The 21,351-nt window shown below is 70.9% G+C and carries 22 protein-coding genes; 12 read left to right on the top strand and 10 right to left on the bottom strand.

The genetic code is table 11. The annotated features are described in order from the left end of the window. Positions 1-122 precede the first annotated feature (122 nt). The 7 genes from MB828_RS42170 to MB828_RS42140 all read left to right on the top strand — a co-directional run bounded on the left by MB828_RS42170 (position 123) and on the right by MB828_RS42140 (position 7,276). On the top strand, positions 123-509 hold the full coding sequence (locus MB828_RS42170) for a GntR family transcriptional regulator (protein ID WP_046732845.1): 387 nt from the start codon (positions 123-125) through the stop codon (positions 507-509). Continuing rightward, positions 509-1,420, top strand: coding sequence for an ABC transporter ATP-binding protein (locus tag MB828_RS42165; RefSeq protein WP_301652783.1), 912 nt, complete (start codon positions 509-511; stop codon positions 1,418-1,420). Before MB828_RS42170 ends, MB828_RS42165 begins: the two co-directional genes overlap by 1 nt. Next, positions 1,417-2,328 carry an ABC transporter permease gene (locus MB828_RS42160; protein ID WP_301652782.1) on the top strand — a complete coding sequence of 304 codons (912 nt, stop codon included), beginning with the start codon at positions 1,417-1,419 and terminating at the stop codon, positions 2,326-2,328. The genes MB828_RS42165 and MB828_RS42160 overlap by 4 nt, the downstream gene beginning before the upstream one ends. After that, positions 2,325-3,197, top strand: a complete 873-nt coding sequence (locus MB828_RS42155; protein ID WP_301652781.1) for a hypothetical protein — start codon at positions 2,325-2,327, stop codon at positions 3,195-3,197. Before MB828_RS42160 ends, MB828_RS42155 begins: the two co-directional genes overlap by 4 nt. Before the next feature lie 305 nt (positions 3,198-3,502). Then, positions 3,503-5,860 (top strand): RNA degradosome polyphosphate kinase, encoded by a 2,358-nt coding sequence (locus tag MB828_RS42150; RefSeq protein WP_133026798.1) that lies wholly within the window; start codon positions 3,503-3,505, stop codon positions 5,858-5,860. Next, the gene (locus tag MB828_RS42145) at positions 5,841-6,863 is read left to right on the top strand and encodes a CHAD domain-containing protein (protein WP_301652780.1); all 1,023 of its coding nucleotides are present in this window, start codon (positions 5,841-5,843) and stop codon (positions 6,861-6,863) included. The genes MB828_RS42150 and MB828_RS42145 overlap by 20 nt, the downstream gene beginning before the upstream one ends. Then, complete coding sequence (locus MB828_RS42140) at positions 6,860-7,276, top strand: NUDIX hydrolase (protein WP_301652779.1); 417 nt, start codon at positions 6,860-6,862, stop codon at positions 7,274-7,276. Before MB828_RS42145 ends, MB828_RS42140 begins: the two co-directional genes overlap by 4 nt. 134 nt (positions 7,277-7,410) lie before the next feature. Here the strand turns inward: MB828_RS42140 and MB828_RS42135 are convergent, their stop codons facing one another. The 3 genes from MB828_RS42135 to MB828_RS42125 form a co-directional block, all read right to left on the bottom strand. After that, the gene (locus tag MB828_RS42135) at positions 7,411-8,442 is read right to left on the bottom strand and encodes a CU044_5270 family protein (protein ID WP_301652778.1); all 1,032 of its coding nucleotides are present in this window, start codon (positions 8,440-8,442) and stop codon (positions 7,411-7,413) included. Beyond that, positions 8,439-9,044, bottom strand: a complete 606-nt coding sequence (locus MB828_RS42130) for an RNA polymerase sigma factor (RefSeq protein WP_430381517.1) — start codon at positions 9,042-9,044, stop codon at positions 8,439-8,441. The genes MB828_RS42135 and MB828_RS42130 overlap by 4 nt, the downstream gene beginning before the upstream one ends. 91 nt (positions 9,045-9,135) lie before the next feature. Then, the gene (locus MB828_RS42125) at positions 9,136-9,309 is read right to left on the bottom strand and encodes a hypothetical protein (protein WP_301652776.1); all 174 of its coding nucleotides are present in this window, start codon (positions 9,307-9,309) and stop codon (positions 9,136-9,138) included. Between the two features lie 117 nt (positions 9,310-9,426). Between MB828_RS42125 and MB828_RS42120 the strand changes: the two genes are divergently transcribed. Then, a complete protein-coding gene (locus MB828_RS42120; protein WP_133026802.1) occupies positions 9,427-10,278 on the top strand; it encodes a hypothetical protein in 852 nt (283 codons plus the stop codon). A gap of 104 nt (positions 10,279-10,382) precedes the next feature. Next, positions 10,383-10,550, top strand: a complete 168-nt coding sequence (locus MB828_RS42115; RefSeq protein WP_165941626.1) for a hypothetical protein — start codon at positions 10,383-10,385, stop codon at positions 10,548-10,550. Positions 10,551-10,565: 15 nt separating this feature from the next. Here the strand turns inward: MB828_RS42115 and MB828_RS42110 are convergent, their stop codons facing one another. Beyond that, positions 10,566-10,904, bottom strand: a complete 339-nt coding sequence (locus tag MB828_RS42110; RefSeq protein ID WP_133026803.1) for a metal-sensitive transcriptional regulator — start codon at positions 10,902-10,904, stop codon at positions 10,566-10,568. Positions 10,905-11,101: 197 nt separating this feature from the next. On the opposite strand from MB828_RS42110, the gene MB828_RS42105 reads away from it, so the two are divergent. Both MB828_RS42105 and MB828_RS42100 read left to right on the top strand, forming a co-directional pair. Then, a complete protein-coding gene (locus MB828_RS42105) occupies positions 11,102-11,722 on the top strand; it encodes a DUF47 domain-containing protein (RefSeq protein ID WP_301652775.1) in 621 nt (206 codons plus the stop codon). Between the two features lie 7 nt (positions 11,723-11,729). Next, positions 11,730-12,728: an inorganic phosphate transporter gene (locus tag MB828_RS42100; RefSeq protein ID WP_133026805.1), complete on the top strand. Its 999-nt coding sequence runs from the start codon at positions 11,730-11,732 to the stop codon at positions 12,726-12,728. A 354-nt stretch (positions 12,729-13,082) separates the two neighbouring features. Here the strand turns inward: MB828_RS42100 and pstB are convergent, their stop codons facing one another. The 4 genes from pstB to pstS all read right to left on the bottom strand — a co-directional run bounded on the left by pstB (position 13,083) and on the right by pstS (position 17,242). Next, complete coding sequence (pstB, locus tag MB828_RS42095) at positions 13,083-13,859, bottom strand: phosphate ABC transporter ATP-binding protein PstB (RefSeq protein WP_046732857.1); 777 nt, start codon at positions 13,857-13,859, stop codon at positions 13,083-13,085. Positions 13,860-13,899: 40 nt separating this feature from the next. Then, a complete protein-coding gene (gene pstA / locus MB828_RS42090) occupies positions 13,900-14,961 on the bottom strand; it encodes a phosphate ABC transporter permease PstA (RefSeq protein WP_301652774.1) in 1,062 nt (353 codons plus the stop codon). Then, a complete protein-coding gene (gene pstC, locus MB828_RS42085; RefSeq protein ID WP_301652773.1) occupies positions 14,958-15,965 on the bottom strand; it encodes a phosphate ABC transporter permease subunit PstC in 1,008 nt (335 codons plus the stop codon). Before pstC ends, pstA begins: the two co-directional genes overlap by 4 nt. A gap of 143 nt (positions 15,966-16,108) precedes the next feature. Then, complete coding sequence (pstS, locus tag MB828_RS42080; protein ID WP_301652772.1) at positions 16,109-17,242, bottom strand: phosphate ABC transporter substrate-binding protein PstS; 1,134 nt, start codon at positions 17,240-17,242, stop codon at positions 16,109-16,111. A gap of 368 nt (positions 17,243-17,610) precedes the next feature. Here pstS and MB828_RS42075 point away from each other — a divergent pair, with 368 nt between their 5' ends. After that, positions 17,611-19,179 (top strand): FAD-binding oxidoreductase, encoded by a 1,569-nt coding sequence (locus tag MB828_RS42075; protein ID WP_301652771.1) that lies wholly within the window; start codon positions 17,611-17,613, stop codon positions 19,177-19,179. A 209-nt stretch (positions 19,180-19,388) separates the two neighbouring features. Here the strand turns inward: MB828_RS42075 and MB828_RS42070 are convergent, their stop codons facing one another. Beyond that, complete coding sequence (locus tag MB828_RS42070; protein ID WP_301652770.1) at positions 19,389-20,081, bottom strand: phosphatase PAP2 family protein; 693 nt, start codon at positions 20,079-20,081, stop codon at positions 19,389-19,391. 192 nt (positions 20,082-20,273) lie between these two features. Next, positions 20,274-21,293, bottom strand: a complete 1,020-nt coding sequence (locus MB828_RS42065; protein ID WP_046732863.1) for an NlpC/P60 family protein — start codon at positions 21,291-21,293, stop codon at positions 20,274-20,276. Positions 21,294-21,351 lie beyond the last annotated feature (58 nt).

Genomic DNA, 21,351 nt, shown 5'->3' with positions numbered 1-21,351 from the left:
CCTCATCGCACGAGCCCTGCCGGCCGGTTCACGGATTCCGCCGCGAGTTTTCCGGGCTTGACTTCGCGGGCCGCCTTCCACCACCCTTTCACTACTCAATTAGTGAAAGGGTGGTTGTACGGGTGGTCGAGTACCGCATCGACCGGCGCTCCGGCGTCGCCACCTACGTCCAGATCGTCCAGCAGACCAAGCAGGCCCTGCGCCTGGGGCAGCTGCGGCCGGGAGACAAGCTGCCCACCGCCCGCGAGGTGGTCGAGGCCACCGCCATCAACCCCAACACCGTGCTCAAGGCCTACCGGGAGCTGGAGCGCGAGGGGCTGGTCGAGGCCCGGCGCGGCCTCGGCACGTTCGTGAAACGCGCTCTCGGCACCGCCCCGGCCGCCGAGTCCCCCCTGCACGGGGAGCTGGCCGACTGGGCCGCCCGGGCCCGCGAGGCCGGCCTGGACCGGGACGACGTGGCCGCACTCTTCACCGCCGTACTGGAAAAGCACTTTCAGGGAGACAACTGATGACCGACACCGCGATAGCGGCCTCGGCGCTGGGCAAGCGGTTCGGCCGGCGCGGGAGCTGGGCCCTGCGGGACTGCACGGTCCGGCTGCCCGCCGGGCGCGTCTGTGCCGTCGTCGGCCCCAACGGAGCGGGCAAGTCCACGCTCCTCGCCCTCGCCGCCGGCCTGCTGGGCGCCACCGAGGGCGAGCTGACCGTCCTCGGCACCACCCCGGCCCAGGCCCGCACCCGGGTCGGCTACGTCGCCCAGGACAAGCCGCTGTACCCGCAGCTCACGGTCGCCGAGACGCTCCGGATGGGCGCCGACCTCAACCCCGGACGCTGGGACGCGGCCGCCGCCGAGCGGATCATCACCGCCGGCGACCTGAACCCCGGGTCCCGGGTCCGCGCCCTCTCCGGCGGCCAGCGCACCCGTGTCGCGCTCGCCCTCGCCCTCGGCAAGCGGCCCGAACTGCTCCTCCTCGACGAGCCGATGGCCGACCTCGACCCGCTGGCCCGGCACGAGCTGATGGCCGTGCTGATGGTGCAGGCCGCCCAGCACGGCACCACCATCGCGATGTCCTCGCACGTGGTCGCCGAACTGGAGGACTCCTGCGACCACCTGCTGCTGATCGGCGGCGGCCGGGTCCGGCTGGCCGGCGAGATCGACGACCTGCTGGCCGCCCACACCCGGGTCGCCGCCGGCGCCGACGCCGACCTCACGCCGCACACGGTCGTCGAGTCGCGGACCACCGGCCGTCAGCTCAGCGCCCTGATCCGCCCGGCGGGACCGCTGCCCGCCGACTGGCGCACCGCCGCCCCCTCCCTGGAGGAGCTGGTCCTCGGCCACCTCCGCAACCCGGAAGCCCCGGCCCTGACTCCGGCCCCGGCGCCGAACTCGACCTCGACCTCGACAGAGGAGACCGTCGCGTGACCGCCCTGTCCGCACCCGCCCCCTCGGCCGCGCCGCACCTGACCCGCTGGCTGCTGCGCCTGCACCGGCCCGCGCTGTACGCCTGGGCGGCCCTCGTCCTGCTCACCGCCGTCCTGCTGATCCTGCTCCGGGGCCCGTTCGCGGACGCGGCGGCCGAGGGCTGGCGGCAGTACGACAGCTGCGGGTTCAGCGAGAAGTGCGCGTACGACCAGGGCGCGATCCTGCGCTACAAGGACTGGTACAACTACGCCACCCTGGCCGCGGCCGCGGTGCCCTTCCTGGCCGGCGCCTGGGCGGGCGGCGCGCTGCTCGGCAAGGAGCTGGAGTCCGGCACCGCCCGGCTGTCCTGGACCCAGTCCAGCACCCCGGTCCGCTGGCTCACCGTGCGGCTGGCCACCCCGGCCGCCGTCGTCGGGGCGGGGGCGGCGCTGCTGGCCTGGCTGCACCACCTGGCCTGGGCCGCGGGCCGGGGCCGTATCCACAGCGCCAAGGACTGGTACGACGTCGGGACCTTCCACACCGGCGGCCCCGTCCTCGTCGGCCTGTCCCTGGCCGGGCTCGCGGCGGGCGCGCTGGCGGGGCTGCTGGTGCGGCGGACGCTGCCCGCGCTGGGCCTGGGCGTGCTGCTGACGGGCGCGATCTGGGGCACGGTCCTGGTGGTGCTGCTGCCCCACCTGTGGCCGGCGCTGGGCCGCAGCGGCCGCGGCGACATCGAGGCACCCTCCGGCTCCTGGACGGTGAGCCAGGGCGGGACCGCGGACCACCACCACGTGACCTACCACCCCTACGCCCACTACTGGCCGCTCCAGCTGACCGCCACAGCCGTCCTCCTCGCCGTCACCGCCCTGCTCACCCTCGGCTGCTTCCTGGTGCTGCGCCGGCTCACCGGACGGACGGCGGCCCGATGAGCGCCGCGAGCCCGGCCGCCGGCCGGGGCCTGCCCCGGACCGTGCTGCGGCTGCACCGCCCCGCCCTGCTGGCCTGGGCCCTGTTCGTGGCGGGGACGTGCGGCTGGCTGGTGTGGCTGACGGAGGTCGCCGCGAAGGACCCGGACATGCGGGGCCTGGCCTGTGTCGGCACCTGCGACCGCTTCTACGTCCTGGTCGACTACCCGACCCAGATGAACTGGGCCGGCATCCTGATCGGCTACGCCTTCGTCGGCGTCGCCGCGTTCGCCGGGGGCGCCCTGATCGGCCGTGAGCTGGAGTCCGGCACCGCGCAGTTGGCATGGACCCAGGGGATCACCCCGGTCCGCTGGCTGGCCGCCAAGCTGGCGCTGCCCGCGGTGGCGCTCACGGTGGGGTCCGCCGTCCTCGTCCTGGTCTTCCGCTGGGCCTTCGCCGCCCACCCCGACCTGCTCTGGACCCAGCACTGGGACTCCGTCTACGTGTTCGCCGCGCGGGGCCCGCTGACCGCGGCGTACGCCCTGTGCGCGCTCGCCGTCGGCACCCTGACCGCGCTGCTGCTGGGCCGCACGCTGGCCGCCCTGGGGGTCGCGGCCGGGGCGATGTGGCTGCTCAACGCGGTACTGACGTACTACCGGCCGTACCTGTGGCCCGCCCTCCGGCGCACCGGTGCCCGCCCCGTCGGTCTCCCGGAGGACTCCTGGAAGCTGACCGAGGGCCGGAACGCCCACGGCTACTTCGCCACCTACCACCCGCCCGCCCACTACTGGCCCCTGCACCTCACCGAGACCGCGATCGTGCTCGCCGTGGCCGCCCTCGCCACCCTGCTCTCCTTCCGTCTCCTCAAGCACCGCACGCAGTCCCCCGCATGACAGCGACCGCCGCCGCGGTGGTGCTCGCGCTCACCGCGGCGGCCGTCGTCGGCGCGTTCCCACTCTTGCGCCGCCGGGCCCGCTGAGGGACCGTCGGTCCCGGACGTCCCTCCGTGGGCGCAAGCGCCCGCGGGATCCGCGCGGAGGGACGCGCGGGGGCCGTGGGAGGCTCGTACGGGATCGTCGCTTTCGTGATCCCCGAGGCCCCCACGGGCCGGTGACGGACGCCCGCGGGCCGCCCCCCGCTATCCCGCACGCCATGTCTTCGTAACCATTGGTTCAGACGGACTTGCGACGCTCAGCCAATGAAGCCCGCCGTGCCAGAGCCTTCGTCGCCCCCCGAGGGGTTCGCGGGAAACGGGGTCGTCCACCTCCCACCCGCACGTTCCGACGCGCCCGTCACGCCCCGGGCGCGGAAGAATGGGGTCATGAGTCAGCAGAACGCCCAGGCAGCCGAGGTTCAGCACGCCCAGCCCTCCGTGGGCTCCATAGCCGCGCACCGCCCGCACACGGTGGCCGCCGCGGTCTCCGACCTGGAACCCGACATCGACGCCGACCTCGACGCCTACGAGGAGGCACAGGGTGACGGGGACCGGCTGCCCCAGGGGCGCTTCCTGGACCGCGAGCGCAGCTGGCTGGCGTTCAACGAGCGGGTCCTCGAACTCGCGGAGGACCCGAACACCCCGCTGCTGGAGCGCGCGAACTTCCTGGCGATCTTCGCGAGCAACCTGGACGAGTTCTTCATGGTCCGGGTCGCCGGCCTGAAGCGCCGCATCGCCACCGGCGTGGCCACCCGGTCCGCCTCCGGCCTCCAGCCCCGCGAGGTGCTGGAGATGATCTGGGCCCGCTCCCGCGAGCTGATGGCCCGGCACGCCGCCTGCTACCACGAGGACGTCGCCCCCGCGCTCGCGGAGGAGGGCATCCACCTGGTCCGCTGGGCCGAGCTGACGGAGAAGGAACAGGCCCGGCTCTTCACGCTCTTCCGGCACCAGATCTTCCCGGTGCTGACCCCGCTGGCGGTCGACCCGGCGCACCCGTTCCCGTACATCTCCGGCCTCTCCCTGAACCTGGCCGTCGTCGTGCGCAACCCGGTCAGCGGCCACAAGCACTTCGCCCGCGTGAAGGTGCCGCCGTCACTGGCCCGGTTCCTGGAGAGCTCCCCCGGCCGGTACGTCCCCATCGAGGACGTCATCGGCGCCCACCTGGAGGAGCTGTTCCCGGGCATGGAGGTCGTCGAGCACCACGCCTTCCGGCTCACCCGCAACGAGGACCTGGAGGTCGAGGAGGACGACGCCGAGAACCTCCTCAAGGCCCTGGAGAAGGAGCTCATGCGGCGCCGCTTCGGGCCGCCGGTGCGCCTGGAGGTCGAGGAGTCCATCGACCGCGACGTCCTCGACCTGCTGGTACGCGAGCTGAAGATCGGCGAGGCCGAGGTCTACCCGCTGCCCGGCCCGCTCGACCTGACCGGCCTGTTCCGGATCGCCGGCCTGGACCGGCCGGAGCTGAAGTACCGCAAGTTCATCGCGGGCACCCACCGCGACCTCGCCGAGGTCGAGTCCGCGTCCGCGCCCGACATCTTCGCGGCGCTGCGCGAGCGGGACGTGCTGCTGCACCACCCGTACGACAGCTTCTCCACCTCCGTGCAGGCCTTCATCGAGCAGGCCGCCGAGGACCCGGACGTCCTCGCGATCAAGCAGACCCTGTACCGGACCTCCGGCGACTCCCCGATCGTCAACGCGCTCATCGACGCCGCCGAGGCCGGCAAGCAGGTCCTCGTCCTGGTCGAGATCAAGGCCCGCTTCGACGAGCACGCCAACATCAAGTGGGCCAAGCGCCTGGAAGAGGCCGGCTGCCACGTCGTGTACGGCCTGGTCGGCCTGAAGACCCACTGCAAGCTGTCCCTGGTCGTCCGCCAGGAGGGCGACACGCTACGGCGCTACAGCCACGTCGGCACCGGCAACTACCACCCGAAGACTGCGCGCCTGTACGAGGACCTCGGCCTGCTCACCGCCGACCCCCAGGTGGGCGCCGACCTGTCCGACCTGTTCAACCGCCTCTCCGGCTACTCCCGCCGGGAGACGTACCGCCGCCTGCTGGTGGCACCGAAGTCGCTGCGCGACGGACTGATCGCGCGGATCGACAAGGAGGTCCAGCACCACCGTGCGGGCCGCCCCGCCTTCGTCCGCATCAAGGCCAACTCGATGGTCGACGAAGCGCTCATCGACGCGCTCTACCGAGCGTCCATGGCGGGCGTGCCGGTCGACATCTGGGTGCGCGGCATCTGCGCCATCCGCCCCGGTGTCACGGGCCTCTCGGAGAACATCCGGGTCCGCTCGGTCCTCGGCCGCTTCCTCGAACACTCCCGGGTCTTCACCTTCGGCAACGGCGGCGAACCCGAGGTGTGGATAGGCAGCGCCGACATGATGCACCGCAACCTCGACCGCCGGATAGAGGCCCTGGTCCGGGTCACCGACCCGGCCCACCGGGCAGCCCTCAACCGGCTCCTCGAAACCGGCATGTCCGACTCCACCTCCTCCTGGCACCTGGGCCCGGACGGCGAATGGACCCGGCACGCGACCGACGCCGACGGACAGCCGCTGCGCAACATCCAGGAGATGCTCATAGACGCCCGGAGGCGCCGGCGTGGCACAGCAACACCTTGAACCGACGGACCCCACGGCCCGGGCCGTCACCGGGGACGCCCTCGCGGGCTACCTGCGCGCCCAGGCCACGGAGTTCCTCCGCGCGCTGCGCCTGCACCGGGAGACCGGGACGGCGGCGAGCGCGGCGGAGTCCGTCGACGCGGCCCGCGCGCTGCGCCGCTCGGCCCGGCGCATCAGCGGCAGCCTGCACACCTTCCGACCGCTCCTGGAGGCCGACTGGTCGGAGGAGATCCGCCCCGAACTGGCCTGGCTGTCGGGCACGCTGGGCCTCGAGCACGCCTACGAGGCCCGGCTGGAACGCCTGTTGCTGGCGCTGCACCGGCTCTCCGGCTCAACCAGCCTTCCTGGCCAGGCCACTTCGGAGGGCGCGGCCGACCGCGGCAACCTCACGGTGGGCGCGGCCAAGGCGGGCGCCCTGCTGGACCGCCAGCTGACCCTCGCCCGCACCCGGGCCCACTCCACGGCCCTCCAGGCGCTCGGCTCCTCCCGCTTCCACGCGGTCGCCGACAAGGTGGCGGTGCTGGCCAGCGAGGTCCCGCTGACGGCCGCGGCCCCCACGACCGACCTGCGCCCGCCGGCGGCCGCCGCCGAGGAACGCCTCACCGACGCGATCACGGCCCTCCCTCTGGTCACCGCGGGCCACCCGTACAACGCGGAGGCCCTGGTCCACGGCCTGTCCCCGGACCCCTCGCCGCACCCCCAGGACGGCCCCTGGCACCAGGTCCGCCTGCTGCTGCGCCTGCACCGCTACGCCCGCGAGGTGCTGAGCGGCCAGAGCGCCCCGGTGGACATCCGGCTGCTCACGGCCGGCCAGGCCCTGAACCGGCACCGGGACGCCTCGGAGGCGGCCGCCGCGGCGGCGGCCGCGGCCCGCACCCCCCGCATCGCCCCGGCGACCGCCTACGCCCTCGGAGTCCTCCACGCCGACCAGCGGCACGAGGTGGAGGCGGCCCGCTTCGCCTTTCAGCAGGCGTGGCAGAACCAGTCGTTGGAGGCCGTGTGAACGACACCCCGGTACTGGCGGCGGGCTGCGTCCTGTGGCGCCGCTCACCGGTCGACGGCGACCTCGAGGTCTGCCTCGTCCACCGCCCCAAGTACGACGACTGGTCCCACCCGAAGGGCAAGCTCAAGCGCGACGAGGACGCGGCGGACGGCGCGTTGCGCGAGGTGGCGGAGGAGACCGGCTACCCGGCGGCCCTCGGCAGCGAACTGTCCACCGTCCACTACTACGCCAACGGCCGCCCCAAGGAGGTCCGTTACTGGGCCGGCGAGGCGGGCGAGGGCCACTTCACCCCGAACCACGAGGTGGACCGCATCCTGTGGCTGCCCCCGTCCCAGGCCCGCGAACGCCTGACCCAGCCAAGAGACGCGGAGCTGGTGAACGAACTCCTGACCTCACTCCACAACACGCAGTAACTCCAGCACCCGACCAGGGACGCGGGGAACTGCACCCCGTCAGGGGCGCGGGCAACAGCATCCCGTCAGGGGCGCGGGGAACTGCGCGACCAGCCCCCACGCTCCCGCAGCCGAACGCCCCACCACACCACTGCTCACGGCCGCTCCCCCGCCTTGTCCACCACGGCGATCTCCAGCTCCGCCTCGCTGGACAGCAGCGTCCCCGCCTTCCCGTACGACCGGTCCTTGATCAGATAGCTACGGGACCCGAGGAACGAGTAGTCCTCCTTGTCGAAGACCCACTCGGTCCGCACCCCGTAACGCGTGTCGTCACGGGCGATCCCGAGCCCCCGGCGCCCGATCGCGTCGTGGGCCTGCGGGGCCGCGGTGACACCGGGGATCTCCGCGGCGGCCTGGTAGAGCGCCGCGGCCGTGGCGGGCGGCATCATCCCGCCGAGCAGCGACCCGATCTGCTCGAACACCGCCTGGTCCCGTCCCCGGCCCTCGGCGAACGGGGTGTGCGCGTAGAGGTAGGTCAGCAGCTTGTCGGGGTCGGTGGGCAGCGTGCCGAACCAGCTGTAGGTGGGCCGGCTGAGGCCGGCCGGGGTGCCGTGGGTGTCACCGAGCTCGGCGTTGACCGGCAGGGTCTCGCCGTCCTCCCGGACCAGCCCGAGCCTGCGCAGCGGCCCCGGTTCCTGGGCGGACCACGACTCCCGTTCCCGCAGCGGGTCGAGGACGGCCTTCCCGCTGGTCAGATCGGCCCCCTGGGCCTTCTCCCGGGTGTAGACGAACTGGTCGTCCCGCACCCGGGGCGTGCTGCGTTCCCCGGCGGCGTCGGAGATCCGGCCCAGCAGGGCCGCGGCGGGCCGCATGTCCGTGGCCACCCGGTGCGCGGAGGTGCCGGAGTGCCCACGGGCGCCGCCGTTCAGGGCGACCCCCGCCGCGAGCGCGGCCGCCAGGGTCAGGGCGGTCGCCGGAGCCAGCAGCGCGGGCCGCAGCAGCCGGCGGCCCGGGCGGCTGCCGCTGACCCGCTCCCGGCCGGTCTCCCGGCCGGTGTCCTGGGCGATGTCCTGGTCGATGCGATGCATCAGCAGTTCCTTGTGACGAAGGTGCTGCTCGCGCGGAAGGTCCTGGTCGGCCGGGGCCGGCAGCAGGCGGGCGATCTCCTCGCGGTCGCCGTCGTTCATGTGAGCTCCTCCCGTACGGGCAGGGCCGCGATCGCGGCCGCACTTGTCATCTCTCCGCGACCGGCGGGCAGTTCCGGGTTCTCCTCCGCGAGCCGGGCGAGTTTCCGGCGGGCCCGCGAAAGACGGGACCGCACGGTGCCGACGGCGATGCCCAGGGCCTCGGCCGTCTCCCGGTAGTCCAGGCCGGACCACACGCACAGGGCCAGCACCTCGCGTTCCTGGCGCCGCAGCCGGCCCAGGGCGGCCTGCACGGCCCGCAGGCGCCGCGCGTCGTCGATGCGCCCGACCGTCCGGGGCGCGAAGTCCTCCTCCGCCGGCGGCCGCGGCTGGCGCGCCAGGAACAGCTGGCGTCTGCGCTGCCCGCGGCGGGCGTTGTCCGCCTTGTGGGTGGCGATGCCCAGCAGCCACGGCAGCAGCGAGCCGCCGTCCTCCAGCACCCGGTCACGGGTCCGCCACGCGGTCAGGAAGGTTTCGGACATGACCTCTTCGGCTGTCGACCAGTCGCCGGTCAGCCGCAGGCCGTGGTTGTAGACGGCGCGGGCGAACTCCTCGTACAGCTGGGCGAACGCCTCGCGGTCCCCCTCGCGCACACGGCGGCGCACCTCGTTCTCTGAGTCCCTCACGACCACTTCTCTCCACGACACCTGAGGAGTTCCTGTGGTCTGTGTCACCCACCGCGCGGAGGGACCCGTGTCACCCGCCGGTCAGGTGTCCTTCCACGTCCGCCCGCGCGAGGCTTCTCGCCCGCCGGGCCGGCCCCCGCCAGCCGCACGTGCAGCGGGCGAAGCAGAACCGCCCCTGCTCAACCGTGCCCGCCTCGTGTCCCGCCCGCTCCAGGGCCCGTCCGGAACCGTCCTCCTGTGCCACGCCGACAACGTTACCCACGGCCGGTAAAGCCCAAGTATGCGTGACGGCCCCTCGCACCTCTCGTTAACCGGAAGGACAGGCGGCCCGCGACGGACGTACCGGTGGGGGTAGGCAGCGATGGATCGGCGGCAGCACAGGCGCACCGGGAGGACGGCCGTCACCGTGGGCCTCATGGTCGGGCTCGGCGCGTGCGCCACCGGCTGCGGTGGTGCCACGGCCGAAGGCGCGAGCGGCCCGCCCGGCGACCCGGTCACCGTCCTGGAGCACTCGGCGGACCGCCTGCTGAACGCCCGTACCTCCAGGGCGACGACGTCGATGGAGATGGCGACCGGCGGCACCCGGGTCACCATCCGCGGCAGGGGCGTCTACGACTTCGGCCGCCGGCTCGGCAGGCTCACGGTCGTGCTCCCGCAGGACCCCGCCGGCACCCCCGAACACCGCCCGATCACCGAACTCCTCGCGCCGGGCGCGCTGTTCATGAAGAACCGGGGGGCCGGGGTGCCCGCCGACAAGTGGGTACGGGTGGAGACCGCGACCCTCTCGGACGGCAACCTGGTGACCGGCGGCGCCACCGACCCGTTCGCGGCGGCCGAGCTGCTGCGCGGCACCCGGACGGCGACCTATGTCGGGCGGACCGAGGTCGCGGGCACCGAGGTCCGGCACTACCGGGGCACCGCCGACCTGGCCACGGCGGCCGCGGCCGCCTCCGCCGGGAACCGGCCGGCCCTCGCCGCCGCGGCGAAGGGGTTCGCCACCGCCGACGTCCCGTTCGACGTGTACCTCGACGACCAGGGCCGGATCCGGAAGCTCAGGCAGCGGTTCAGTTTCGTCAACGACAGCGGCAAGGGCACGGTGGCGGTCGCCTCGACCACCCTGCTGTACGACTTCGGCACGCCCGTGGACGTGAAGCTGCCGCGTTCCCGGGACATCTACGCGGGCCGGATCGCCGAAAACCAGCCAGCGCACTAGTCCGGGACCGGCTTCGTACAACCTGTGAACTAGCCCGTCCGTGCCATGCGCGGTGTGTAGACCGCTGCCTACTCTAGGAAGTCGGTGACGGCAGAGAAGAGGTGATGCGCGTGGCTCCGGCCGGCGGTACGGCAGTTCAGGACCACGTGGCCCTCGCCGAGATCGAGCTGTGCGGAGAGCTGATCATCGCGGCGTCGGCCGCCGAGGACCGCCTCAGTCTGGCCAGCATCGACGAGGTGCTGAGAGTGGCGGAGGAACGCGAGGCCGACTAGGGCCCTCAGGTCAGATCAGGTCCGCAGCAGGCGGCCGATGGCCTTCGTGGCCTCCTCCACCTTCGCGTCGATCTCGTCCCCGCCCTTGACGGCCGCGTCGGCCACGCAGTGCCGCAGGTGCTCCTCCAGGAGTTGCAGGGCGAAGGACTGCAGGGCCTTCGTGGAGGCGGAGACCTGGGTGAGTATGTCGATGCAGTAGGTGTCCTCGTCGACCATGCGCTGCAGGCCCCGGATCTGGCCCTCGATCCGGCGCAGCCGCTTGAGGTGCTCGTCCTTCTGCTTGTGGTAGCCGTGCGTGGCCGCCGGCACTCCGCTTCCGGAGGGCGTCACGGCGCCGGCCTCGCTGGTCGTCATCGCGTCCTCCGCATCGTCGAGACACATACCCCTGGTGGGTATATGGTAACGAACTTTGCTGGGTATAGGGCCCTGGGGACGCCCCCGTGATGATCAGAATGCCCGATAGGCGAAACTGGACGGCGGCCCATTAGCCGTGGCCGGATGATGCGCTTAGCATCAGCCTGACCGAAACCCATGCATACCGAGGACCCCAAGTGCGCTTTCGTCTGACCCCCAGGGAGACGAGCTTCTACGACATGTTCGCCGCCTCCGCGGACAACATCGTCACGGGCTCGAAGCTCCTGATGGAACTGCTCGGGGCGGACGCGTCTGCCCGGGCCGAGATCGCAGAGCGTATGCGGGCCGCGGAACACGCAGGTGACGACGCCACGCACGCGATCTTCCACCAGCTGAACTCCTCGTTCATCACGCCGTTCGACCGTGAGGACATCTACAACCTCGCGTCCTCCCTCGACGACATCATGGACTTCATGGAGGAGGCCGTCGACCTGGTCGTCCTCTACAACGTCGAGGAACTGCCGAAGGGCGTCGAGCAGCAGATCGAGGTGCTGGCGCGGGCCGCCGACCTGACGGCGGAGGCGATGCCCAACCTGCGCACGCTGAACAACCTCACCGAGTACTGGATCGAGATCAACCGGCTCGAGAACCAGGCCGACCAGATCCACCGCAAACTCCTCGCACACCTCTTCAACGGCAAGTACGACGCGATCGAGGTGCTGAAGCTCAAGCAGATCGTGGACGTCCTGGAAGAGGCGGCGGACGCGTTCGAACACGTGGCGAACACGGTGGAGACCATCGCCGTCAAGGAGTCCTGAGCCGTCGATGGACACCTTCGCGCTCATCGTGACCATCCTGGTCGCGCTCTTCTTCACGTACACGAACGGCTTCCACGACTCGGCGAACGCGATCGCCACGTCGGTCTCGACCCGGGCCCTGACCCCGCGGGCGGCGCTCGCCATGGCCGCCGTCATGAACCTCGCGGGCGCGTTCCTCGGTTCCGGGGTCGCCAAGACGGTCAGCGAGGGCCTGATCGAGACACCGCAGGGCTCCGGCGGCATGGCCATCCTGTTCGCGGCGCTGGTCGGCGCGATCGTCTGGAACCTCGTCACCTGGTACTTCGGCCTGCCGTCCTCCTCCTCGCACGCCCTGTTCGGCGGTCTCGTCGGCGCGGCGCTGGCCGGGGGTACGGAGGTGCTCTGGAACGGCGTCGTCGACAAGGTCATCATCCCGATGTTCCTGTCGCCGGTGGTCGGCCTGATCCTCGGTTACCTGGTCATGACGGCCATCATGTGGCTGTTCCGCCGCTCCAACCCGCACAAGGCCAAGCGGGGCTTCCGTATCGCCCAGACCGTCTCCGCGGCGGGCATGGCACTCGGCCACGGCCTCCAGGACGCCCAGAAGACCATGGGTGTGGTGGTCATGGCCCTGGTGATCTCCGGCCACGAGACGTACGGCGACCCGATCCCGGCCTGGGTGAAGATCGTCTGCGCCCTGATGCTCTCCCTCGGCACCTACGCCGGTGGCTGGCGCATCATGCGCACACTGGGTCGCAAGATCATCGAACTCGACCCGCCGCAGGGGTTCGCCGCCGAGGCCACCGGTGCCTCGATCATGTTCACCACGGCGTACCTCTTCAAGGCGCCGATCTCCACGACCCACGTCATCACCTCGGCCATCATGGGCGTCGGCGCGACGAAGCGCGTGAACGCGGTCCGCTGGGGCGTGGCCAAGAACATCGTCCTGGGCTGGTTCATCACGATGCCGGCAGCGGCCCTGGTAGCAGCGGCGGCCTACGGCGTCGTAAGCCTGACCGCCCTCTGACCCCCCGCCCGCGACAAGCGCCCCGCAAGGGGCGCGGGGAACTGCGCGACCAGCCACAACGAACCCGCACCCGCCACCGAACACGAACAGCCCCTGATGAAAGGGGCCCCGGCAAGCGCCCCGCAAGGGGCGCGGGGAACTGCGCGAGCGGCCACGACGGACCCGCGGTCGCCGTCGGACCGCGCCGCCCGCCCCCTTCGGCGCCGCAAGCCCCCCCGGTCACACAAGGGGACGCATCCACGCATACGGGCCCGCCCCCGGGAGCCAGGGGCGGGCCCTTTTGCGTCCTCGCGGTGGCACCGCCATGCAGCACCGCGAGGGGTCAGTGTCGGCCTTGGCCTGCCGGGGCAGGGCCTAGCCGAAGCGGCCGGAGATGTAGTCCTCGGTCGCCTGGACCGACGGGTTGGAGAAGATCCGCTCCGTGTCGTCGATCTCGATCAGCTTGCCGGGCTGGCCCACGGCCGCGAGGTTGAAGAACGCCGTACGGTCGGAGACCCGCGCCGCCTGCTGCATGTTGTGCGTCACGATGACGATCGTGAAGCGCTCCTTCAGCTCACCGATCAGGTCCTCGATGGCGAGGGTCGAGATCGGGTCGAGGGCGGAGCAGGGCTCGTCCATGAGCAGCACCTTCGGCTCGACCGCGATCGCACGGGCGATGCACAGCCGCTGCTGCTGACCACCGGAGAGACCGGACCCCGGCTTGTTCAGGCGGTCCTTGACCTCGTTCCAGAGGTTCGCGCCCTTGAGCGACTTCTCGACGACGTCGCCCAGCTCGCTCTTCTTGAAGTTGCCGTTCAGCTTCAGCCCCGCGGCCACGTTGTCGAAGATCGACATCGTGGGGAACGGGTTCGGACGCTGGAACACCATGCCGACCTCACGGCGTACCGACACGGGGTCGATACCGGCGCCGTACAGGTTCTCGTCGTCGAGGAGGACCTTGCCCTCGACCCGGCCGCCGGGGGTGACCTCGTGCATCCGGTTCAGCGTGCGCAGGAACGTCGACTTGCCACAGCCGGAGGGGCCGATGAACGCCGTGACGGTCCGCGGCTCGATGTTCATCGAGATGTCGTCGATGGCCTTGTGGGAGCCGTAGTAGGCGGTGAGCCCGCTTACGTCGATTCGCTTGGACATTACTTCTTCACTTCCAGACGGTCGGTCGCTGTGAGGCCGGTCAGCGACCGGTCTTCGGGGCCTTCCAGCGGGCGATGCCGCGGGCCACCAGGTTCAGGATCATCACGAAGGCGATCAGCGTGAGCGAGGCCGCCCAGGCACGGTCGTAGGCCGCGTTGGCACCGGCGCTGTTCGCGTACTGCTGGTAGATGAACAGCGGCAGCGACGACTGCGCACCCTCGAAGGGGTTGTTGTTGATGAACGGGTTGCCGAACACCAGCAGCAGGACCGGAGCGGTCTCGCCCGCGATACGGGCCACGGCCAGCATGACGCCGGTCGTGATACCGCCGATGGAGGTCGGCAGGACCACCTTCAGGATGGTGCGCCACTTGGGCACGCCGAGCGCCAGGGACGCCTCGCGCAGCTCGTTCGGGACGAGCTTGAGCATCTCCTCGGTGGAGCGCACGACCACCGGCATCATCAGGATGGCCAGGGCGAGCGATCCGGCGAAGCCGAACGGCTCCATGTTGAAGATCAGCATGATGCTGAGGATGAACAGACCCGCGACGATCGACGGGATGCCCGTCATCACGTCCACGAAGAAGGTGACCGCCTTGGCCAGCCGGCCGCGCCCGTACTCGACGAGGTAGACCGCGGTGAGGATGCCGATCGGCGCGCCGATCAGGGTGGCGAGGCCGACCTGCTCCAGGGAGCCGATGATGGCCGCGTAGGCGCCACCGCCGGGCTGGGAGTCGGCGACGACGCCCATGGAGTGGGTGAGGAAGTAGACGTCCAGGACCTTCACGCCGCGCGAGATGGTCACCCAGATCAGGGAGACCAGCGGGACCACGGCGATGACGAAGGCGACCCAGACCAGGGAGGTCGCGACGCGGTCCTTGGCCTGGCGGCTGCCCTCGACCCGGGCGGCGATGCCGTAGGTGCCGAAGACGTAGAGGAGGCCGGCGATCAGGCCCCACTGGACCTTGCTGTCCAGGCCGGCGACCAGACCGATGGCCACGCCCAGGACGACGGACCCGCCGACGATCGCGTACGGGGACCACTTGGGGAGGCTGGCGCCCCGCAGGGTGCTGGGGCGCTTGTCGGCGACTGCTGCGGTGCTCATGCGTTGGCCCCCGAGTACTCCGCACGGCGCTGGATGATGATCCGGGCCGCGCCGTTGACCAGCAGCGTGATGACGAACAGGACCAGACCGGAGGCGATGAGCGCGTCACGGCCGTCGGCGGTCGCCTCGCTGAACTTGCTGGCGATGTTCTGGGCGAAGGTGCCGCCGCCCGGGTTGAGCAGGCTGGCGTGGATGTCGAAGTCCGGGGAGAGCACGGTGGCGACGGCCATCGTCTCGCCGAGCGCGCGGCCGAGGCCGAGCATCGAGGCGGAGATCACGCCGGAGCGCCCGAAGGGCAGCACCGCCATGCGGATGACCTCCCAGCGCGTGGCGCCGAGGGCCAGCGCGGCCTCCTCGTGCATCTGCGGGACTTGGCGGAAGACCTCGCGGCTCACGTTGGTGATGACCGGCAGGATCATGATGGCGAGCAGGATGCCGACGGTGAGCATCGAGCGCGGCGCGCCGCCGTCCCAGGAGAAGATCCCGGTCCAGCCGAAGAATTCGTCGAGCCAGCCGAACAGGCCGGTCATGTGCGGTACGAGGACCAGCGCGCCCCACAGGCCGTACACGATGGACGGCACGGCGGCGAGCAGGTCGATCACGTAGGCGACCGGGCCGGCCATCCGGCGCGGCGCGTAGTGCGTGATGAACAGCGCGATCGCGACGGCGATCGGGACGGCGACGGCCATGGCGATGATCGAGGAGACGACCGTGCCGAAGGCCAGGACCGCGACACCGAAGGTCGGCGGGATGACGTTGGTGTTCCACTCGAAGGTGGTGAGGAAGTTGCCGTGGTCGCGGCTGATCGCGAGGGCGGCGCGGTAGGTGAGGAAGACCGCGATCGCGGCCATGATCACCAGGAGCAGGATGCCGGATCCACGGGAGAGACCGAGGAAGACCCGGTCGCCGGCGCGGGTGGCGCCGCGGGCGTTGCGCTTCTGCTCGGCGATGCCCGGCTGTGGGATGGGAGGCGGTGCGTCTGTTGTCTGCGTGGATATGTCCATCGGGTTCTCCGGTCTGCGGAGCCGTCCTCGCGGGCGGCTCGGAGGAGCCGTACTCCCGGCGGTGAGGGCGTACGACTCCGGGCGGCGGTGCACCGGACGGTGCGGCCGGGCCCCTCTCGGGACTCGGCCGCACTCGCGGATCTTTAGCTCAGGCCCTCGACGGTGGTGCGGACCTTGGCGATGATCTCGTCGGGGATCGGGGCGTAGTCGATCGTGGAGAGGACCTTCTGGCCGTCCTCGGAGGCGATGTAGCGCAGGAACGACTTGGTCGCCGCGAGGGTGTCGGCCTTGTTGCCCTTGTCGCAGGCGATCTCGTAGGTGACCAGGCTGATCGGGTACGCGCCCTCCGCCTTGGTCTTGTAGTCGAGCTTCAGCGACAGGTCCTTGCCGGTGCCGACGACCTGGGCGGCCGCGATGTCGGCGGTGGCGGACGCGGTGGACGGGGCGACCGGCTTGCTGGCGCCCGTGTCGATGCTGGCGGCCTTGATGCCGTCCGAGACGTAGGAGAGCTCGAAGTAGCCGATGGCACCGGAGGTCTGCTTGACCTGCTGGGCGACACCCGCGGACTGCGGAGCGGACTGGCCGCCCTTGGCCTGCCAGGCCTTGCCGCCGGAGTACTTCCAGTTGTCCGGGGTGGTGGCGATCAGGTACTTGGTCAGGTTGTCCGTCGTACCCGACTCGTCCGAGCGGTGGAACGCCTGGATCTTCAGGTTCGGGAGCTTCGCGTCGGGGTTCAGCTTCTTGATCGCCGCGTCGTTCCAGTTGGTGATCTTGCTGTCGAAGATCTTCGCGAGGGTCGGCGCGTCCAGAACCAGGTTGTCGACACCCGGGACGTTGTAACCGATCGCGATCGCGCCGCCGACCATCGGGAGGTCGATGCCCTGGCCGCCCGAGCAGACCTTCTTGGAGGCGGTGACCTCTTCGGGCTTCAGCGCGGAGTCCGAACCGGCGAAGGCGACCTGGCCCTGCGTGAAGGCGGTCACACCGGCGCCGGAGCCGGAGCCCTTGTAGTTGATCTGCACACCACAGGCCTGCGAGAAGTTCTTCACCCAGGCGTCGATCGCGTTCTTCTGCGCGGAGGAGCCGTCGGCGAGCAGCTGACCCTTGGCGTTGTCGCACTTGATGGAGCTGGCGTTGGCGGAGGTCGAGGGGTTGCTGCTCGAACCGCTGCCGCTGCCGTTGTCGTCCGAGCCGCACGCCGTAAGGGTCAGGGCACCGGTGACGGCGACAGCACCGAGAGACAGAACGCGCAGCCGGTTCTTGCGCTGAAGCTTCACTTTCGGGAGTTCCTTCCAGAGGCGCCACCTTCGGCGGCGTGCGAAGTAGTGGTGACGTGGCGAGGGGCCTTCCCGACTGGGCGTTCAGCACCGCTCACCGCATCGCGTACGGCCGAAAGTAGGCAGAACAGGTGAAGCCGCCGATGGGCACAAGTGAACGGAGGGTGAACCCCTGCCATCGGCCTGGTTAGGTCACGGAACGCTCACGGTGAGGGCACGTGCAGGTTCCGACCAACGGGTTACGCGAACATTTCTTCGCCGTTCGTCATCACAGCCGTTACGACGTCACAGCGTTCGTTGCACAGGCATGGGAACCCGTGTGCGACGGGCGCCGTCTCGTCCCAGGACAGCCGACGAAAGGCACGGGCATGGAACGGCGTACCTTCATATCGGGCGGGGCAGCCGCCATCGCGGCGACCGCACTGACAGGGTGCAGCTCAGGGGGCGCGGCCGCGTCACGGACGACCGCGCCGCTCGCGCCGGCATCGTCTCGATCCTCTCGTACGGCCCTGAAGACCACCAGCGCAGCGGCGGCGGCCAACTGGACCGCCCTCGCACACGCCCTGGACGGCACCCTGGTGCGCCCCGGCGAGGCGAACTGGACGACCGCGCACCAGCTCTACAACACCCGCTTCGACGGTCTGAAGCCGTCGGCGGTCGCGTACGTCGCGCACGCCGACGACATCCGCACGACCCTCTCCTACGCCCAGGCCCACGGCCTGAAGATCGCCGTCCGTAACGGCGGCCACTCCTACGCGGGCTACTCCTCCGGCGACGGCCGGCTGATCCTCGACGTCTCCAAGCTCAACCGCATCCGCGTCGGCGGCGGTACGGCGGTCGTCGGCGCCGGCTCCAAGCTGATCGACGTCTACCGGGGTCTCGCCGCCAAGGGCGTCACCATCCCGGCGGGCTCCTGCCCCACGGTCGGCGTCTCCGGCCTGGTGCTCGGCGGCGGCCACGGGGTCGCGTCCCGGGCGTACGGCCTGACCTGCGACAGCCTGACCCAGGCGACGCTGATCACCGCCGACGGCACGCAGGTGGTCGCCGACGCGAGCACCAACAAGGACCTCTTCTGGGCGCTGCGCGGCGCGGGCAACGGCAACTTCGGCGTCGTCACGGAGCTGCAGTTCAGGACCCACCCGACCCCGCAGGGCGTGACGGCGTACCTGACCTGGCCGTGGCCGAAGGCGGCGCAGGTCTTCAAGGCCTGGCAGGAATGGGGTCCGTCGCAGCCGGACGAGATCTGGTCCTCCCTCCACCTGGAGAACTCGGGCAGCGGCCCGCGCGTCTCGGTGGCCTGCTTCTCGATGGGAACGTACGGCGAGCTGCAGAACGCGGTCGACGCCCTCGCTCACCGGGCGGGGGCCAACGCCTCCTCGGTGTCGCTGCGCCGCCACGCCTACGAGGAGGTGATGGAGATCTACGCCGGCTGCTCCTCCTTCGCCACCGAGCCCCAGTGCCACCTGCCCGGTTCCACGCCGGGCCGCTCGCCCCAGGGCAGGCTCGGCCGCGAGACGTACGCGGCCCGCTCCGACTTCTTCGACCGCTCGCTGTCGGCGGCCGGCATCCAGACGGCGCTGCGCCAGATCGGCTCGGTGCGGAGCGGTGCGGGGAGCATCGCGTTCACGGCGCTCGGCGGGGCGGTGAACCGGGTCTCGCCGACGGCGACGGCGTTCGTGCACCGGCGGTCGCGGATGCTGGCGCAGTACATAGTGTCGTGGGGTGCGGGGGCCTCCGGCAGCACGGGCCAGTCGTGGCTGAACGCGGCGCACACCGCGATGAAGCCGTACGCCTCCGGCGCGGCGTACCAGAACTACACGGACCCGACGCTGACGGGCTGGAAGAAGGCGTACTACGGGGACGCGGTGACAAAGCTCGGCAAGGTGAAGCAGCAGTACGACCCGAACCGGTTCTTCTCTTATCCACAGGGGTTGTAGGTATTCGCGGTTCGGCTGCGGGTGCGTGGGGGCTGGTCGCGCAGTTCCTCCCCCAGCCTTCGGCCGGGGGTACCCCCAGCGCCCCTACGGGGCGCTGCCCAGCCGCGTTTCTACATAGCTGCGGGCAGGCGTGCCGCAGGGCGGCACGGGTGGGCGCGGCGGCACCCCGCCAACGCGGGCGAGTGAACCCCCCAAGCCTCAGTCTTCGCCTACGCCGCCAGGTCTCTCTCGCCCGGTTCCAGCGGGGTGCGTGTGCCCGGCACCAGGTCCACCGTCGTTGATCGGCGCCGTACCAGCCAGCGCGCCCTCGGGGACGACTCGATCGACTTCATCACCGGGGTCAGCAGGGCCGTGGCCAGGGGGGAGAGGAGGAGGACCACCGCGGTGCCCAGGGCGAAGCCGCCGATCACGTCGGTCGGGTAGTGCACGCCCATGTAGACCCGGCAGAAGCCCTCGGCCAGCGCCAGTCCTATGCCGGCCAGCCCGAAGCGCCGGTTGGCGACGAACAGGCCGACGCCCAGCGCCATGGTGATCGTCGCGTGGTCGCTCACGAACGAGTAGTCGGTCTTGCCGGAGATCAGGACGTCGAGACCCTGGTGGGTGCGGAACGGCCGGGGGCGCTCCACGAAACCGCGGATGGGAACGTTCACGAGCACGGCGATCGCGGCGGCGAGCGGCGCCCAGACCAGCGCGGCGAGGGTGGACGGCGCGTCCTCGTCACCCCGGCGCCGTACCGACCACCAGCACCACACCACCAGCAGCACCATCGCGACCAGCAGCCCGTACTCCCCGACGAACTCCATGCCGCGGTCGAACCAGCGCGGTGCGTCCTTGGCCAGGCCGTTGATGTCGTAGAGCAGGTCGACATCGGGGTTGGATCCGGATTCGGCGAGTACAGCCATCGTGCTGCGGCCCCTTCGTCGTCGTTCCGGGACGCACCTGGTGTGCGTCGCTCGCTGCCACCCCCGTGGTCGGCTACGTCAACAGGAACGCACGGCCTACGCCCCTACGTTCCACCCTCCACCGAATGATCACGCAGACGTTATCGAAGAGAGACACAAAGTCGCAGCTCAGGGGTGTGTTTCACGCTCGGTTCACACCGTTGTGGGGAGCGCTTTCGCGCCATCTTCGGTGACGCGGGTGGCCCCGAAGTAGTCGGCCGAGTCGATGGGGTCGAAGCGGATGACGGCTCCGGTGTACGGCGCGTCGATCATGTACCCGCCTCCGACGTAGATACCCACGTGGTGGATGGCCCGGGAGTTGGAGAGGTCGGTGGAGAAGAACACCAGGTCGCCCGGGAGCAGTTCGTTGCGGGAGGGGTGCGGACCGGCGTTGTACTGGTCGTTGGCGACCCGCGGCAGGGTGATCCCGACGCTCGCGTACGCCGCCTTCGTCAGCCCCGAGCAGTCGAAGCGGCCACCGTCCTGAGCTGTGCCGTTGCCGCCCCAGAGGTAGGGGGTGCCGAGTTTGTTCTGGGCGTAGGTGATGGCCCCGGCGGCCTGCTTGGTGGGCGAGAGCCGGCTGACCGGCGCGGCGAAGCTGTCCTCCAGCGTGGTGATCGTCTTGACGTAGTTCTGGGTCTCCGCGTACGGGGGCACGCCCTTGTACTTGATGACCGCGTACGCCCCCGCGTTGTACGCGGCGAGCATGTTGTCGGAGATGTCGCCGGGGACGTCCTTGACGTACGAGGCGAGCTGGCAGTCGTAGGAGGCGGCCGACGGAATCGCGTCATTCGGGTCCCAGACGTCCCGCACTCCGTCGCCGTTGCCGTCGATGCCGTGGGTGGCCCAGGTCCCCGGGATGAACTGAGCTATCCCCTGCGCGGCCGCCGCGCTCTGCGCCCTCGGGTTGAAGCCGCTCTCCTGGTACAGCTGGGCGGCGAGCAGGGCGGGGTTGATCGCGGGGCAGAGGTTGCCCCACTTCTGCACGAGGGCCGAGTAGGCGGCCGGCACCGAGCCCTTCGCCAGGTTCTTGGTGGCGCCCTCGACCCCGTTGAGGAGGTTCCCGGCGACGACGTACACCCCGACGACGAGCAGCATGACGAAGCTCAGCCCGAGGCCGACCGCCGCGCCACCGATCACCCATACTTTCCGCACGCCCCAACCCTCCCCCATGGCAGGGCTGTTCAACGCCATTTCGGCCGAGAGTGGCGCTATTTCACAGCAGGAAGGC

Source organism: Streptomyces arenae, assembly GCF_022343545.1.
Taxonomy (GTDB): domain Bacteria; phylum Actinomycetota; class Actinomycetes; order Streptomycetales; family Streptomycetaceae; genus Streptomyces; species Streptomyces humi.
Note: the sequence above shows the minus strand (reverse complement) of the source record. Positions and strands in the feature narration are given on the sequence as shown.

What these genes read in the sequence shown, in the direction of transcription:
- pstB (WP_046732857.1), bottom strand. Translation starts at nt 13,859, where the DNA reads ATGTCCAAGCGAATCGACGTAAGCGGGCTCACCGCCTACTACGGCTCC.
- MB828_RS42150 (WP_133026798.1), top strand. Translation starts at nt 3,503, where the DNA reads ATGAAGCCCGCCGTGCCAGAGCCTTCGTCGCCCCCCGAGGGGTTCGCG.
- MB828_RS42065 (WP_046732863.1), bottom strand. Translation starts at nt 21,293, where the DNA reads ATGGGGGAGGGTTGGGGCGTGCGGAAAGTATGGGTGATCGGTGGCGCG.
- MB828_RS42100 (WP_133026805.1), top strand. Translation starts at nt 11,730, where the DNA reads ATGGACACCTTCGCGCTCATCGTGACCATCCTGGTCGCGCTCTTCTTC.
- MB828_RS42135 (WP_301652778.1), bottom strand. Translation starts at nt 8,442, where the DNA reads ATGAACGACGGCGACCGCGAGGAGATCGCCCGCCTGCTGCCGGCCCCG.
- MB828_RS42115 (WP_165941626.1), top strand. Translation starts at nt 10,383, where the DNA reads ATGCGCGTGGCTCCGGCCGGCGGTACGGCAGTTCAGGACCACGTGGCC.
- MB828_RS42070 (WP_301652770.1), bottom strand. Translation starts at nt 20,081, where the DNA reads ATGGCTGTACTCGCCGAATCCGGATCCAACCCCGATGTCGACCTGCTC.
- MB828_RS42165 (WP_301652783.1), top strand. Translation starts at nt 509, where the DNA reads ATGACCGACACCGCGATAGCGGCCTCGGCGCTGGGCAAGCGGTTCGGC.
- MB828_RS42155 (WP_301652781.1), top strand. Translation starts at nt 2,325, where the DNA reads ATGAGCGCCGCGAGCCCGGCCGCCGGCCGGGGCCTGCCCCGGACCGTG.
- MB828_RS42120 (WP_133026802.1), top strand. Translation starts at nt 9,427, where the DNA reads ATGGATCGGCGGCAGCACAGGCGCACCGGGAGGACGGCCGTCACCGTG.
- MB828_RS42110 (WP_133026803.1), bottom strand. Translation starts at nt 10,904, where the DNA reads ATGACGACCAGCGAGGCCGGCGCCGTGACGCCCTCCGGAAGCGGAGTG.
- pstC (WP_301652773.1), bottom strand. Translation starts at nt 15,965, where the DNA reads ATGGACATATCCACGCAGACAACAGACGCACCGCCTCCCATCCCACAG.
- MB828_RS42075 (WP_301652771.1), top strand. Translation starts at nt 17,611, where the DNA reads ATGGAACGGCGTACCTTCATATCGGGCGGGGCAGCCGCCATCGCGGCG.
- pstA (WP_301652774.1), bottom strand. Translation starts at nt 14,961, where the DNA reads ATGAGCACCGCAGCAGTCGCCGACAAGCGCCCCAGCACCCTGCGGGGC.